The sequence below is a fragment of the Streptococcus mitis genome, from assembly GCF_002096815.1.
Classification (GTDB): Bacteria; Bacillota; Bacilli; order Lactobacillales; family Streptococcaceae; genus Streptococcus; species Streptococcus mitis_AD.
This window is the reverse complement of record NZ_NCVJ01000021.1, coordinates 213527-226621: the sequence shown is the minus strand read 5'-3', so window position 1 is coordinate 226621 and position 13095 is coordinate 213527. Positions and strand designations below refer to the sequence as shown.

Here is a 13095-nt window from a genome sequence, read left to right as displayed (position 1 = left end):
ATTCTTGAAAACGTTTCAGTAAATTTTACACTACTAATTTATCACATTTATTTTGACTTTACTAAGAATCTGCTCAGAAGTTTTTATTCTCTATTACAGTACAGTTTGAAAACGTTTTTAGCTTCTGTTTTATAATACTCAATGAAAATCACAGAGCAAACTAGGAAGCTCGCCGCAGGTTGCTCAAAGCACAGCTTTGAGGTTGCAGACAAAGCTGACGTGGTTGGAAGAGATTTTTGAAGAGTATAAAAAGCGAGCAAGCCCGCTTTTAGTCTATTTTACTAAAGTTTAGTAAGAGTGAACTGGTCAGAACGGATACAGAACTAAAGGCCATGGCTAGACCTGCCAGTTCTGGGTTGAGAGCCAGTCCAACACCTGAAAAGACTCCTGCTGCAATCGGAATTCCGGCGACATTGTAGATAAAGGCCCAGAAAAGATTGAGCAGAATTCGATTAAAGGTTTTCTTACTCATGTCAAAAGCACGAACCACTCCTAGGAGGTTATTAGTTGTCAACACCAAATCTGCTGACTCGATGGCAATATCTGTTCCAGCTCCCATAGCAATCCCCACATCTGCTACACTAAGGGCAGGAGCGTCATTGATACCATCCCCAACAAAGGCTACTTTGCCAGACGCTTGTAGTTTATGGATTTCATGAGCTTTTTCCTCTGGCAAGACACCTGCAATGACCTCTTCGATTCCGATCTGATCGGCAATGGCACGCGCCACACCAGCATTGTCTCCTGTCAGCATGACTGTTTTAAGACCTCGTTTTTTCAACTGACTGATGGCAAGCTTAGCATTTTCCTTAGGAATATCTTGCAGAGCAAGCAAGCCTTTGATTTCATTCTCAACAGCCAAGAACACAACTGTCTTAGCTTCTTTTTCCAGTTGTTCTAGTTTTTCCTGATAAGTGCTAGAAATATCCATGCCATCCAGCATTTTAGCATTTCCAAGCAAAACTTGTTTTCCATTGATTTGCCCTGAAACACCTTTTCCGTGCAAGGCTTGGAAATTTTCCACAGTGTGAAGCTCAAGTCCAGTTTCAGTCGCTCGCTTAACAATAGCCTCAGCCAATGGGTGTTGAGAAGCTTCTTCCAAGGAAGCTGCCAATCCAAGCACTTCTACTTCGTCGCCGATGATATCTGTGACCACAGGTTTCCCTTCCGTCAAAGTTCCTGTCTTATCAAAAACAATAGTTTGGACTTTCTGGATTTCCTGTAGAACCGTTCCATTTTTGAGGAGAACTCCCATCTTGGCACTGCGACCTGTCCCCACCATAAGGGCTGTCGGTGTTGCAAGTCCCAATGCACAAGGGCAGGCAATAATCAGAACTGCTACTCCATAGAGAAGCGAAGACACAAAGCTCGCTCCAAGCACAACTACACTATCCCTGAGCAAGACGAACCAAACCCAAAAGGTCACAATCCCTAAAATGACAACTGCTGGAACAAAAATCCCTGAAATTTTATCCGTCAAGTCCTGAATCGGCGCACGACTTGTCTGAGCTTTCTTCACAAAATCCACAATCTGAGCCAAAACAGTCTCTGAACCAACTTTTTCTGCTCTAAAAACAAGTGTTCCACTATTATTGATGGTTGAACCAATGACGGTATCTCCAACTGTCTTGTCCACAGGCAGACTCTCACCTGTCACCATAGACTCATCAATACTAGAGATACCTTCTACTACGACACCATCAACCGCAATCTTTTCACCGGGACGCACTCGAATCAGGTCACCTACCTTGACTTGCTCCAAAGGGACTTGAACATAGTTATCCTCACGCAATACTTCTGCTGTTTTAGCCTGCAAGTCAAGTAATTTCTCCACAGCTTGGGAAGTATTTTTCCGCATTTTCTCCTCAAAAACGGCCCCCATAAGAACGAAGAAGAAGATAAAGGCAGCACTTTCAAAGTAAACGGGGAGGCCAGCGAAGAGGGCAACTAAGCTATAGAAATAGGCCACTAGGGTTCCCAGAGCAACCAAGGTATCCATGTTGGCATTGTGCTTTTTAAAACTAGCCCAAGCACTTTGGATATAAGGACCACCTGCTACTAGCATAATCGGTGTTGTGGCTAAAAAGGTGCCCCAACGCATGACTTGGTGACTAATTCCTCCTGTCGACATCCCAATCATGAGGATTACAAGAGGCACAGTAAAGATACTAGTAATCCAAAAACGCTGTAAAAGTGATAGAGATTTTCGAGTCTTCTCAACAACTGTATAACTTCCCTTTTGCATCTTCATACCACAAGAAAATTCATGTTGACCTAATTCTTGAGGGGTAAAACGAATTGTCTTCTCTTCATCCACGCCGATTGGTTCCAAGAGGCCTTCTTCTTCAAACAGAATTTCCTTATAACAGTTTGAAGGTGTCAAACGGTGAAAGGTGATCTCAGCAGGAACTCCTTTTTGCAGTTGAATGTGGGCTGGATGGTAGCCTTTGTCTGCCGTGATACGGATTTTTTGAACACCATTTTCAAGACTTGCTTTTACAATTTCAGTCATATCATTCTCCTATTCTACAATCATCTTACCGTGCATCATATTCATGCCACAAGAGAAACCATACTCTCCAGCCTGCTCAGGCGTGATTTCCACTACATACTCTTCACCCATTGGCAGGTCCGCATGTACACCAAAATCTGGAAAAACAATTTGGTCCAGACAGGGTGAAGGATCCTTACGGTCAAAGACAATGCGGGCTGGCACTGATTTCTTGAGGATAATCAACTCAGGCGTATAGCCCCCCATGACTTCCACTCGAATCTCTTGGTAGCCGTTTTTTTGCTGGGCCTTTTGTCCAGATTTTTCAGGCTTTTTGAAAAACCAAAACAAGATAAACGCGATAAGGGCAATACAAATAATGGTTACAATACTATTTAACATGACGTCTCCTTTACATACAATTACATTTTACTTCTGTTACAGCGCTTGATTTCTTCTCAGAAATCACAGCTTCCAAGTCTTCCAAGTCAGTCTGAGTAAAATCACATTCAGCAATCAAATCAGCCAGCAAGTTCTTAATCCTACGGGAACAAACCTTGTCCTTGATATCTTGGACAAGTAAATCCCGACTTTGGTCCAAAGTTAAAAGTGCTGAATAAACAAAAGACTTGCCTTCTTTTTTCCGAGTCAAACACTCTTTCTCAACCAAACGAGCCAAAAGAGTTTGAATGGTTGACTTGGACCAGTCGAACCGCTCCGCCAGAACCCTGATCAAATCCATACTGGTCTGCTCTCCTTGCATCCAAATAATCTTCATGACCTGCCATTCTGCATCTGAAATCTGCATAATCACACCTCCTAAATCTACATTTGTCGATTACAGTTATTAGTATACTCTAAAAATCTACGTTTGTCAATTATGAAATTAATCTTTTCTTTGAAAAATAGAATTTTAACCATTTGATAAAGGATTTGCAGTCAAATCTTACTATATAAACTATGAAAATATGCTATACTAAAGAAAAAAGAAAACAACCACTAGGGGTGCGTAATGCTGAGATTAACGACTGTTAGACCCTTTGACTCAATCTAGGTAATGCTAGCTGATGGAAGTGGAAATGACAATGGGGACTAGCGGTCTTCTATTGCCTTTCTAAAACAGACTAGCTTGTTCTTAAGAATACAAACTTCAGTTGGTTGGGAGGTTTTAGATGACTTATTTACCCGTTGCTTTAACCATTGCAGGTACTGACCCTAGTGGTGGTGCTGGCATTATGGCTGACTTAAAGTCGTTCCAAGCTAGAGATGTCTATGGAATGGCCGTTGTGACCAGTCTTGTCGCTCAAAATACCAGAGGCGTTCAGCTAATCGAACATGTCTCAAATCAAATGTTGAAAGCCCAATTGGAGAGTGTCTTTTCGGATATTCCACCTCAGGCTGTAAAAACTGGAATGTTGGCAACTACCGAAATTATGGAAATCATCCAGCCCTATCTTAAAAAGCTGGATTGTCCCTACGTCCTTGACCCTGTTATGGTCGCAACAAGCGGAGACACCCTGATTGATACCAGTGCCAGAACCTACCTAAAAACAAACCTGCTTCCACTTGCAACCATTATCACTCCCAATCTTCCTGAGGCAGAAGAGATTGTTGGTTTTTCAATCCATGATCCTGAAGACATGCAACGTGCTGGTCGCCTGATTTTAAAAGAATTTGGTCCTCAGTCTGTGGTCATCAAAGGTGGGCATCTCGAAGGTGGTGCTAAAGATTTCCTCTTTACCAAGGATGACCAATTTGTCTGGGAAAGCCCACGAATTCAAACCTGTCATACCCATGGTACTGGGTGTACCTTTGCCGCTGTGATTACGGCTGAACTAGCCAAGGGCAAAAGTCTTTACCAGGCAGTCGATAAGGCCAAGGCCTTTATCACGAAAGCCATCCAAGACGCCCCTCAACTCGGTCATGGTTCTGGCCCAGTCAACCATACAAGTTTTAAAGATTAAAAAAACTCTCTAGTTCCCACTTTAAGGGAATTAGAGAGTTTTTATACTCTTCAAACTACGTCAGCTTTATCTACAACCTCAAAGCTGTGCTTTGAGCAACCTGCGGCTAGCTTCCTAGTTTGCTCTTTGATTTTCAGTGAGTATTAATTAACAAATAATATCATCCAACTTTGTTAAAAAGGCTTGCGTTTTTGCCTCTATATCCTCTGCCTGCATCAAATCACGCACTACAGCTATACCAGCTATTCCAGTGCCAATAAGTTGGTCAATGTTCTCTGACGTCAAGCCTCCAATAGCAACTACTGGAATGTCGACCCTTTGGCAAATTGTCTTCAAGGTTGAAATCAGCGTGATAGGCGCATTTTCCTTGGTCGTGGTTGGGAAAATGGCTCCTGTCCCCAAGTAATCTGCTCCCCCTTCTTCTGCCTCGAGGGCTCTTTTTACCGTTTTAGCTGTTACACCGAGTATTTTTTCAGGGCCCAAGACTTGTCGGGCAACCGAAACTGGCAGTTCATCGTCTCCAATATGCAGACCAGCAGCATCAACCGAAAGACAGACATCCAAACGATCATCAATGATCAAGGGTACCTGATAGGCATCTGTTATTTCCTTGACTTGTTTTGCCAGTTGATAATATTGATTGGTTGTGAGATTTTTTTCTCGTAATTGGACTATGGTAACTCCTGAACGGCAGGCTGTCTCAACCTTTTCAAGAAAACTTTCCAAGGAATCTTGGTAACGATTGGTTACTAGATAGAGTCTAAGTGATTTTCTATTCATAAACATCTCCTTTGATAGCATCTAGCCAGTTTTCATCTCTTTTGAGGAGCGAAAGCTGATTGAGTACTTGGTAACGAAAATCTTCCAATCCCATTCCTTGAACAACTATTCTCTCAGCAGAGATATTGAGATAAGAGACTGCTAAGCAAGAAGCTTCAAAGGCAGTTTTTCCTTGGCTGATAAAAACAGCTGTTAAAGCTCCAACCAAGTCTCCTGTCCCTGTTATCCAGTCTAATTCTGCACAGCCATTTTCCAGTACAGCGACCTGATTCTTCGAAACGATAAGGTCCTTGGGGCCTGTGACTAAGAATGACATACCTGGATAGGTCTGACACCAGTCTTTCAAGACTTGAAGTAAATCATCAGTTTCTTGATCTTTAGCACTCGCATCGACCCCAACTCCGTGGTGTTTTAAGCCAACAAGACTTCGGATTTCTGACATGTTTCCTTTAAGGACCGTAGGTCTATAGTCTAAAAGGTCTCTAACTAAAGTCTTCCGAATGACTGAAGCTGTTACGCCAACCGCATCTACTACCATTGGAAGACAAGCTTGATTTACATAAGAAGCTGCCATACGGATTGCTTTTTCCTTCTCAGCTGACAAATGCCCCAAATTGATGAAGAGTGCCTGGCTTTGCTCAGTAAAATCAAGAACCTCACGGGGATCATCTGCCATAACTGGTTTAGATCCCAGAGCCAAAATGCCATTTGCCAGCATCTCACAAGAAATCTCATTGGTAATACAGTGAATGAGGGAAGTTGTTTCCAGAGGAAAAGGGTTTGTCAATTCCTGCATCAGTCTATCCTTTCAGCAAAGAAATATCCCTGCACTTTTTTAAAGAATTCCTGCTTGATTAAAAATCGAAAGGCAATAAAGGAAATCGCTGTACCAATCAAGGTTGCTCCGAAAAATCGAGGAGTATAGATAAACCAGCTAAGCTTAGCAGCTGATCCTGTAAAGAGTACCATAACAGGATAGGAAATAATAGAACCAATAATACCTGTTCCCAAAATCTCTCCGAGAGCAGAATAGTGAAATTTTCGACCGTACTTATAAAAGAGACCTGCTAGAAGGGCTCCAAAAGTCGCTCCTGTTAGAGCTAAAGGCGGAATTCCTTGAGTCGTCATACGGATAAAGGCTGTCACTGTAGCCATAGCCAAGGCATAAACAGGTCCCATCATGATTCCTGCTAGAATATTGACTACACTGGACATCGGTGCCATTCCCTCAATCCGAAAGATAGGCGTAAGGACTACATCAAGGGCAATCATCATGGATAAAATGGTTAATTTGTGAACCTGTAATTGGTGCTTTCTCATATTTCTATTCTTCTCCTGTTTCTAAAGACTGTAAATCGCTTTTCCATGTCTGATGTTGGTAGGCCATTTCCCAAAACTTAGCTTCCATATGAACACTGATGTGGAAGGCATCTAGCATTTTTTTCTTGTCTGTCTCGTCACTTTCTCGATAGAGTTGATTGACCAGAGCCTCTTCCTCTCTAATCTGTTGCTCCAACTCATCCGTAATATAAGTTTCAATCCATTGTTGGTAGAGAGGATTTGGTGATGGTTTAAGATTAAGTGATTTGCCTATATCATGATATAGCCAAGGACAAGGCAGCAAGCTCGCAAAGGCAATACCCAAGTTTGGCTCTGCAAATTGCCGATAAATGTGAGAGATATAATGATAACAAGTTGGAGCGATTGGATGTTGCTCCATTTCCTGGTCGCTGATTTCCAATTCCTTGAAAAATTGTTGGCGGATAAACAACTCACCTTCCACTAGACTCTGAGCATTTTGTTTCAAGAGTCTTTTCATCTCTTGGTTTGAAGTCTTACCAGCCAAGAGGTGATAGGCTTCTGAGAAGGCCTTCAAATAGTAGGCATCCTGAATCAAGTAATAGCGAAAGATGGACGGTTCTAAATTTCCCTCTTGTAACTGTAATACAAAGGGGTGATGAAAGGAAGCCTGCCAAGCTTCCTTGGATAATTCCATCGCAATATCTGTAAATTCCATAATAACTCCTTTATAAAAATAGACTGCTTTGAAGTAATAAAAAGAACAGCAGGTAGATTAATTTTGTTTTTTTAGGAATATAAAAGGTCCGATAGTGATTTTCCAACTGTGCATGTTCGTCATATCCATGCGCAGATAGAGCTCTCAGATAAAGATGGCGCCATCTAAAGACCGTCATCAAAACCTTACTGTAAATCAGGGGCGACCAAAAATGTAGTTCTTGACCGCGTAATAAGCAAGCTTCCTTGAGGGACTTGATTTCTTGCTGAATAAGTGGGAAGGAATTGAATACCACAATCAAGGCATAGGCCCAAGAGCGTGATAACCCCTTTTGAGCCAAGTACAAGAGAAGCTCTTTTAGGGAAATAGAGGAAACAAAGACAAGGCCTATACAAACTGTCACAAAGGCCCTCGTTCCAAGCATGACTGCCTGCGAAGCATCTCCATGTAACTGAACTGCCCAGTAGTTAGCCAAAGATGGCAAAATGGCGAGCAGAATCATCCAAGCCAATACTTTAAATCGCCGGTAATAGAACATAAAGAGAATACAAAATGCGACTACCGAGAGATTAAGAGCAATCGAAGGAATGAAAGATGTTTCCAAGGATAAAATCAGCAAGAAGAGACTGATAATCGGTGTCTGGGTTGCTACTTTGACCATACTATCTCACCTCCCCTTGAGTATTGCTACTCTGAGATGTGAGTGGTTTGGTAATTGTCACTTTTTTCACATGACTGAGACCCTGACTAGTCATCTCAATCCAATAATCAACCACAGAGATCAAGGGATCTAAACGATGGCTAATGATCAGAAAACTTCTTCCCTGATTTCTCTCCTCCACAATCCACTTGCAAAAATAATGGCAGGCTCTATCATCCAAACCTGCAAAAGGTTCATCTAGCAAAATCACAGACGCCTTGCTGGTCAAGATGGTCAAGAGCTGAAGAATCTTTTGCTGGCCACCACTTAATTCATAGGGACTCTTATCAAATGCCTGCTCCAGATCAAAATATTGTAAAGCTTGGAGAATCCGCTGATTTCTTTCAGAGTCTGGACTATCTAATTGCAGTTCCTCTCGCAGACTGACTCTGATAAACTGCTTCTCAGCTTCCTGAACAACACCCGTCAGGTCACGATACAAACTCTTTTTCTTTTTCAGGACTGTCCCCTTCCAGGTAATGCGCCCCTTATACTTTTGAAATTGAAGAATAGATCGAAAGAGGGTTGATTTCCCGACACCATTATCACCCAAGATACAGGAAATCCCTTGGTAAAATGTGAAATCCGCAATTGAAAAGAGGGGATGCTTATCCAGCTCACAAGTTGTTCGATCCATATGGAATAGTTCTGGGCTAGAAGCAATCTCCTTTGAAACAGCCTGTGTCATTTCAGAGGCAGGGATTTGATTTATTTTCGTTAGTTGTCCGTCTCTTAGCTCCACCATATGGTCGATATAGGCTTCATAGTCAGATAAATCATGGTCGCACAAAATAACTGTCTTCCCATTAGAGGCCAACTCTTTTAGAATCTCCAATATCTCTATCCTACTCTTGCGGTCAATGGAAGCGAAGGGCTCATCCAAGAGATAGACCCTAGGATTCATAGCAAAGAGAACAGCCAAAGCAGCCTTTTGCTTTTCCCCACCTGATAAGTGATGGATGGGACGGTGCAAGATCTTCTCGCAGCGACATTGTCGAACCACATCTGCTATTTTAGAATCAATTTCCTGAACGGGATGCCCAATATTTTCCAAGGTAAAAATCAGCTCCTCAAACAAGTTCTCCATGGTAAATTGATGATTGGGATTTTGAAAGAGAATACCAACCGTCTGGACACGTTCGATGATAGAAAGCTGACTGACCTCGCTCCCATTTATCAGGACTTGACCGCTATAGGGAAGAGAACTGACTTGGGCAATCATTTGAAAGAGGCTGGATTTTCCTGAACCACTGCTCCCAACTAACAAGGTAAAGGCTTGCGCATGAAAAGTAAAATCAAGCGGCTCAGGGAAGATTGGTGACTGAATCGCTCGTAGTTCCAGCCCCATCTATGCCTTGCCTCCAGCTGCAAACTGGTGATAGAGTTTGACAATGGCACGAACCAAGATAGTACAGAAGAAAAAGACAGAAATAAAACGTACCACAAGCAAGGAAAGGACAAAAGGAAGGGAGAAGGCATAGTAACCTAACTTAATGTATTCATAGACAAAACTAACAAGCGTAATCCCAATACTATTGGCAGTTAGAGAGAGCCAACTTTCATAGCGATTCTTGGTTACGATAAAACCAAGTTCACTTCCCAAACCTTGAACCAAGCCAGACAAAAGGGCACCTAGACCGAATTGGCTACCATAAAGGACTTCAGCAAGCGCAGCTAGCACCTCTCCAATCGTTGCACTTCCGACTCTTGGAACAAAGATGGCTGCAATAGGGGCAGCCATACACCAGAGTCCAAAGAGGATTTCATTGGCAAAGGCCTGTAAACCAAGAGGTGCTAAAATCAGAGTGAGGATATCAAACAGATAGCCAGATCCTACAAAAACGCCACCAAAAAAGATAGACAAGAAAGCAAGTAAGATAACATCTTTTAATTGCCATTTTTTCAACATAAAAAACTCCTTTTTTAAAGAAAAGTGGGGTATTCAAGGTGAGCTACCTAAATGCTTTGTATCATCTTCATCCAGTTTCGTAAAAGAAAAAACTCTAATTACAGATAGGAATTAGAGTTCAGCTTACAAGATTAGATGGTTAGTTTCTATAAATACAAAACCATTTCACATTTCCCTTCGCCAGTCTTAACTGTATCAGGTTCAATGGGTATCATCTCAGCCTAAAGCACCCCAAATGTCTTTATTATTTAATTATATAAATATTATAACAAACGATTTATTCTAGTTCAAGAAATTGAACTGGGAAACACACTCTTGCACTCACAAAGATAGCAAGTCTTTCTTTTGCAAAAACCAAATGTCTTGTTTGATAGATTAGCTATTTGAACTGAATCTGGACATATCTTTTTAGAAAAGGAAAACTTCCACTTACTCAGAATCCAAGGATAGATACCTATTGTTCACTCATTTCCCGAACAGTTTTTTCTATATTTTTTGCATACGATATTGCTGAAATGATTGAAACACCGTCAACATTGGTCTTCATAATGTCTTTAATATGTTGCGTCTGTATCCCACCAATTGCAACTAAGGGCATTTGTGGCAATAGTTTTCTCATCAATTTAAGACCTTCATAACCTATAGCACCACCAGCATCGCCCTTTGACTGGGTATCAAATACAGGACCAACACCCACATAATCTACATATTCAACTTTTGATTGTTGAAATTCGTCCTCGTTTTTTATAGAGAGACCAATTATTTTATCTGGCATCAATTTTCTAATTTCATCAACACCGAGGTCATCTTGTCCTACATGTACGCCATCAGCGTCAATTTCCATTGCCAAATCTATATCATCATTAACGATAAATGGAACATTATATTTTTTACAAAGATCCTGTAGTTTAATTGCTAATTCGACTTTTTCTTTACCTTCTAAGGCTCCCTCCCCTTTTTCACGGAATTGAAATAAGGTTATACCACCTTTTAAGGCTTCCTCAACGACTGTATATAGATCTTTTCCTTGGCAAGTAGTCGTTCCACAAATAAAATATAGTTTTAGTAATTCTTTATGAAACATTTTACTTCACTCTTTTGAATTCCTTTACATCTTCATCTGTAATCTCGTATAAGGCATTTATAAATTCAACTTTAAATGTTCCAGGAAGATGTCCATTTGGACGTTTTGCTGCCATTTCTCCAGCGATATTGTAAACCAACATTGCAGTTTCTAATGATTTCAATTCTTGACCTTTTTCAAGTCCGATAAAGCTTGCTACCACTGCCCCTAATAAGCATCCTGTCCCAATAACTTTTGGCATCATGGAACTACCATTATGAATCGTTACCACTTCTCCATTTACCGCAATAGCATCCACTTCACCTGTTACTATTATAGGAATATTGAACTTCTTATTTGCTGCTAGAGCAATTTCATCAATATTATCTACTCCCGCACTATCTACTCCTTTAGACGCCACATTTATCCCTACTAAAGAGGCAATCTCGCCAGCATTTCCCCTAATCGCTGCTAGTTTATAATTGTTGATTAGATCATCTGCTACTTTTTTTCTATATTCTCCTGCTCCACAGGCTACAGGATCTAAAACTGCTGGGACATTATATTTCTCTGCAATTTTCAGAGCAGCTTGGTATAATTTCCAATTTTCATCTGTTAATGTTCCTATGTTTATTAATAAACCACCAGCATACTTTAACAAATCCTCTAAATCTGCTGGAAACTCACTCATGGCTGGTGATGCACCCAGTGCTACTAATCCATTTGCTGTGAAATTTTTTACTACATCATTGGTTATGCAAATGACCAAAGGTGCTTTTTCTTTTAATAATTTTAAACTTGTCATATTGAAATCCTTCCTTTTCACTTTATACGATCTACTGATTTCGATTTATCTCTATCTTTCGTTAAGAAATTTTTTTACATTGAATGATTTATGCTAAATGAAAATCAAAGAGCAAACTAGGAAGCTAGCCGCAGGCTGCTCAAAGCACTGCTTTGAGGTTGTAGATAAGACTGACGAAGTCAGTCACATATATAATCTAAGGTGAAGCTGACGTGGTTTGAATTTGATTTTCGAAGAGAATTACCTCATCAAATTTGTCAATATCCTGAACCTTCTCTAAGCGTCATAACCAATATCAAAAAAGGCTAATTCTAAAGCGACCGCTTGATTCCAGCGTTGCTGAAGTTCTGTCAAATCTTCTCGACCTTTTCCGACACGATTAAGTTCGTCAACCAGAAATTGAACCCACTCTGCAAAGAAAGGACCTCTGTGGAGATTGATCCATTCCGAATGAATATAGGCTTCAGGTAGAGCTAAATCTTTAGAACCCCAGTCTAAATAGAGACCTTCTGCAATGACCAACATGACCAAAAGATGGGCATAGTCTGATGATGAAACAGCAGAATACATTAAATCCTGAAAGGCTTTTGTTACAGGATGCAAGTTCACTTCCAGATAGTCATTCTCAGATACTTTTAACTCTTTGAAAGCCTTTTGGAAATAACCGTCTTCATCTGCTTCAAGAAAGCCTAATTGCTTGGCAAAACGAAGCTTGGATTCAAGCTGGTCTGCGTGGGCTACGCAAGCACCCAGCATGGATAAGAAGGCATCAAAGAAGTGATAATCTTGAATCAGGTAGTCTTTTAAGACCTTATTCTCAATTGTCCCCTCAAAAAGTTCCTTAACAAAACGATGATTGATTGCATCCTGCCAATCCTTCTGACTGCTTTTTAATAATTCTCCAACAGTCAAACCTGGCTCAAATGCATAGTCTTGTGTTTCCATATTTACTTTTCCTCTCTTTACTCGTTCGTAATCGACAAAACATCAAGAAAATCCTAGTTTTACTTGACCTTTTTAAAGAAAATCAAGGGCATTTGCAGAGAGCTACCTAAACAAGCCTATCCAGTTTGTATAAACAAAAAAGCTCCAATTACAATCAAGAATTAGAGTTGACTTACAAGATTAGATCGTTCATTTCGCCATACGAAAAAACGTTTCACATTTCCCTTCGCCAGTCTTAACTGTATCAGGTTCAATGGGTATCATCTCAGCCTAAAGCACCCCAAATGTCTTTATTATTTAATTACTGCACCAGTATAGCAAAAAATGAAAGCCCTAGCAAGATTTTTGATTGGAAAATATATTTATATAGATTTTGATATATTTTCCTTTATTAAAACACAAGCAAAAACCTCCACACTTA

The 13095-nt window shown here is 40.6% G+C and carries 14 protein-coding genes and 3 riboswitches; of the genes, 1 reads left to right on the top strand and 13 read right to left on the bottom strand.

All coding sequences use genetic code 11. The annotated features are described in order from the left end of the window. Positions 1-268 precede the first annotated feature (268 nt). From B7696_RS07805 to B7696_RS07795, 3 genes are read right to left on the bottom strand one after another with little or no spacing between them, the layout of a single operon-like run. Positions 269-2512, bottom strand: coding sequence for a heavy metal translocating P-type ATPase (locus B7696_RS07805; RefSeq protein WP_000136345.1), 2244 nt, complete (start codon positions 2510-2512; stop codon positions 269-271). A gap of 9 nt (positions 2513-2521) precedes the next feature. Beyond that, positions 2522-2893 carry a cupredoxin domain-containing protein gene (locus B7696_RS07800; RefSeq protein WP_000935061.1) on the bottom strand — a complete coding sequence of 124 codons (372 nt, stop codon included), beginning with the start codon at positions 2891-2893 and terminating at the stop codon, positions 2522-2524. Positions 2894-2903: 10 nt separating this feature from the next. Further along, a complete protein-coding gene (locus tag B7696_RS07795; RefSeq protein WP_084863089.1) occupies positions 2904-3299 on the bottom strand; it encodes a CopY/TcrY family copper transport repressor in 396 nt (131 codons plus the stop codon). A gap of 183 nt (positions 3300-3482) precedes the next feature. Beyond that, positions 3483-3580: riboswitch (TPP riboswitch) on the top strand. 83 nt (positions 3581-3663) lie between these two features. Between B7696_RS07795 and thiD the strand changes: the two genes are divergently transcribed. Next, a complete protein-coding gene (gene thiD, locus B7696_RS07790; protein ID WP_061589844.1) occupies positions 3664-4455 on the top strand; it encodes a bifunctional hydroxymethylpyrimidine kinase/phosphomethylpyrimidine kinase in 792 nt (263 codons plus the stop codon). Between the two features lie 147 nt (positions 4456-4602). Here thiD and thiE (B7696_RS07780) read toward each other — a convergent pair whose 3' ends face one another. The 10 genes from thiE (B7696_RS07780) to B7696_RS07735 form a co-directional block, all read right to left on the bottom strand. Next, positions 4603-5235, bottom strand: a complete 633-nt coding sequence (thiE, locus tag B7696_RS07780) for a thiamine phosphate synthase (RefSeq protein WP_084863088.1) — start codon at positions 5233-5235, stop codon at positions 4603-4605. Continuing rightward, a complete protein-coding gene (gene thiM, locus B7696_RS07775; RefSeq protein ID WP_084863086.1) occupies positions 5228-6031 on the bottom strand; it encodes a hydroxyethylthiazole kinase in 804 nt (267 codons plus the stop codon). The genes thiE (B7696_RS07780) and thiM (B7696_RS07775) overlap by 8 nt, the downstream gene beginning before the upstream one ends. After that, positions 6031-6555, bottom strand: coding sequence for an energy coupling factor transporter S component ThiW (gene thiW, locus B7696_RS07770; RefSeq protein ID WP_084863084.1), 525 nt, complete (start codon positions 6553-6555; stop codon positions 6031-6033). Before thiW ends, thiM (B7696_RS07775) begins: the two co-directional genes overlap by 1 nt. 4 nt (positions 6556-6559) lie before the next feature. After that, positions 6560-7252: a thiaminase II gene (tenA, locus tag B7696_RS07765; RefSeq protein WP_084863082.1), complete on the bottom strand. Its 693-nt coding sequence runs from the start codon at positions 7250-7252 to the stop codon at positions 6560-6562. Between the two features lie 10 nt (positions 7253-7262). Continuing rightward, on the bottom strand, positions 7263-7913 hold the full coding sequence (locus B7696_RS07760; protein WP_084863080.1) for an energy-coupling factor transporter transmembrane component T: 651 nt from the start codon (positions 7911-7913) through the stop codon (positions 7263-7265). Position 7914: 1 nt separating this feature from the next. After that, positions 7915-9300: an ATP-binding cassette domain-containing protein gene (locus B7696_RS07755; protein ID WP_084863078.1), complete on the bottom strand. Its 1386-nt coding sequence runs from the start codon at positions 9298-9300 to the stop codon at positions 7915-7917. Continuing rightward, positions 9301-9861, bottom strand: coding sequence for an ECF transporter S component (locus B7696_RS07750; RefSeq protein ID WP_000915275.1), 561 nt, complete (start codon positions 9859-9861; stop codon positions 9301-9303). 155 nt (positions 9862-10016) lie between these two features. After that, positions 10017-10105: riboswitch (TPP riboswitch) on the bottom strand. A 210-nt stretch (positions 10106-10315) separates the two neighbouring features. Next, entirely contained in the window at positions 10316-10945 is a 630-nt protein-coding gene (gene thiE, locus B7696_RS07745) for a thiamine phosphate synthase (protein ID WP_060627895.1), read from the bottom strand. A gap of 1 nt (position 10946) precedes the next feature. After that, positions 10947-11729 (bottom strand): hydroxyethylthiazole kinase, encoded by a 783-nt coding sequence (thiM, locus tag B7696_RS07740; protein ID WP_060627893.1) that lies wholly within the window; start codon positions 11727-11729, stop codon positions 10947-10949. Between the two features lie 276 nt (positions 11730-12005). Next, entirely contained in the window at positions 12006-12674 is a 669-nt protein-coding gene (locus tag B7696_RS07735; protein ID WP_084863076.1) for a TenA family protein, read from the bottom strand. A gap of 204 nt (positions 12675-12878) precedes the next feature. After that, positions 12879-12967, bottom strand: a riboswitch (TPP riboswitch). Between the last annotated feature and the right edge of the window lie 128 nt (positions 12968-13095).

Excerpts from the sequence above, each read along its gene's own strand:
- thiE (WP_060627895.1), bottom strand. The coding sequence starts at position 10,945 with ATGTTTCATAAAGAATTACTAAAACTATATTTTATTTGTGGAACGACT.
- B7696_RS07800 (WP_000935061.1), bottom strand. The coding sequence starts at position 2,893 with ATGTTAAATAGTATTGTAACCATTATTTGTATTGCCCTTATCGCGTTT.
- B7696_RS07755 (WP_084863078.1), bottom strand. The coding sequence starts at position 9,300 with ATGGGGCTGGAACTACGAGCGATTCAGTCACCAATCTTCCCTGAGCCG.
- B7696_RS07760 (WP_084863080.1), bottom strand. The coding sequence starts at position 7,913 with ATGGTCAAAGTAGCAACCCAGACACCGATTATCAGTCTCTTCTTGCTG.
- thiE (WP_084863088.1), bottom strand. The coding sequence starts at position 5,235 with ATGAATAGAAAATCACTTAGACTCTATCTAGTAACCAATCGTTACCAA.
- thiW (WP_084863084.1), bottom strand. The coding sequence starts at position 6,555 with ATGAGAAAGCACCAATTACAGGTTCACAAATTAACCATTTTATCCATG.
- thiD (WP_061589844.1), top strand. The coding sequence starts at position 3,664 with ATGACTTATTTACCCGTTGCTTTAACCATTGCAGGTACTGACCCTAGT.
- B7696_RS07750 (WP_000915275.1), bottom strand. The coding sequence starts at position 9,861 with ATGTTGAAAAAATGGCAATTAAAAGATGTTATCTTACTTGCTTTCTTG.
- tenA (WP_084863082.1), bottom strand. The coding sequence starts at position 7,252 with ATGGAATTTACAGATATTGCGATGGAATTATCCAAGGAAGCTTGGCAG.
- B7696_RS07735 (WP_084863076.1), bottom strand. The coding sequence starts at position 12,674 with ATGGAAACACAAGACTATGCATTTGAGCCAGGTTTGACTGTTGGAGAA.
- thiM (WP_084863086.1), bottom strand. The coding sequence starts at position 6,031 with ATGCAGGAATTGACAAACCCTTTTCCTCTGGAAACAACTTCCCTCATT.
- B7696_RS07805 (WP_000136345.1), bottom strand. The coding sequence starts at position 2,512 with ATGACTGAAATTGTAAAAGCAAGTCTTGAAAATGGTGTTCAAAAAATC.
- thiM (WP_060627893.1), bottom strand. The coding sequence starts at position 11,729 with ATGACAAGTTTAAAATTATTAAAAGAAAAAGCACCTTTGGTCATTTGC.
- B7696_RS07795 (WP_084863089.1), bottom strand. The coding sequence starts at position 3,299 with ATGCAGATTTCAGATGCAGAATGGCAGGTCATGAAGATTATTTGGATG.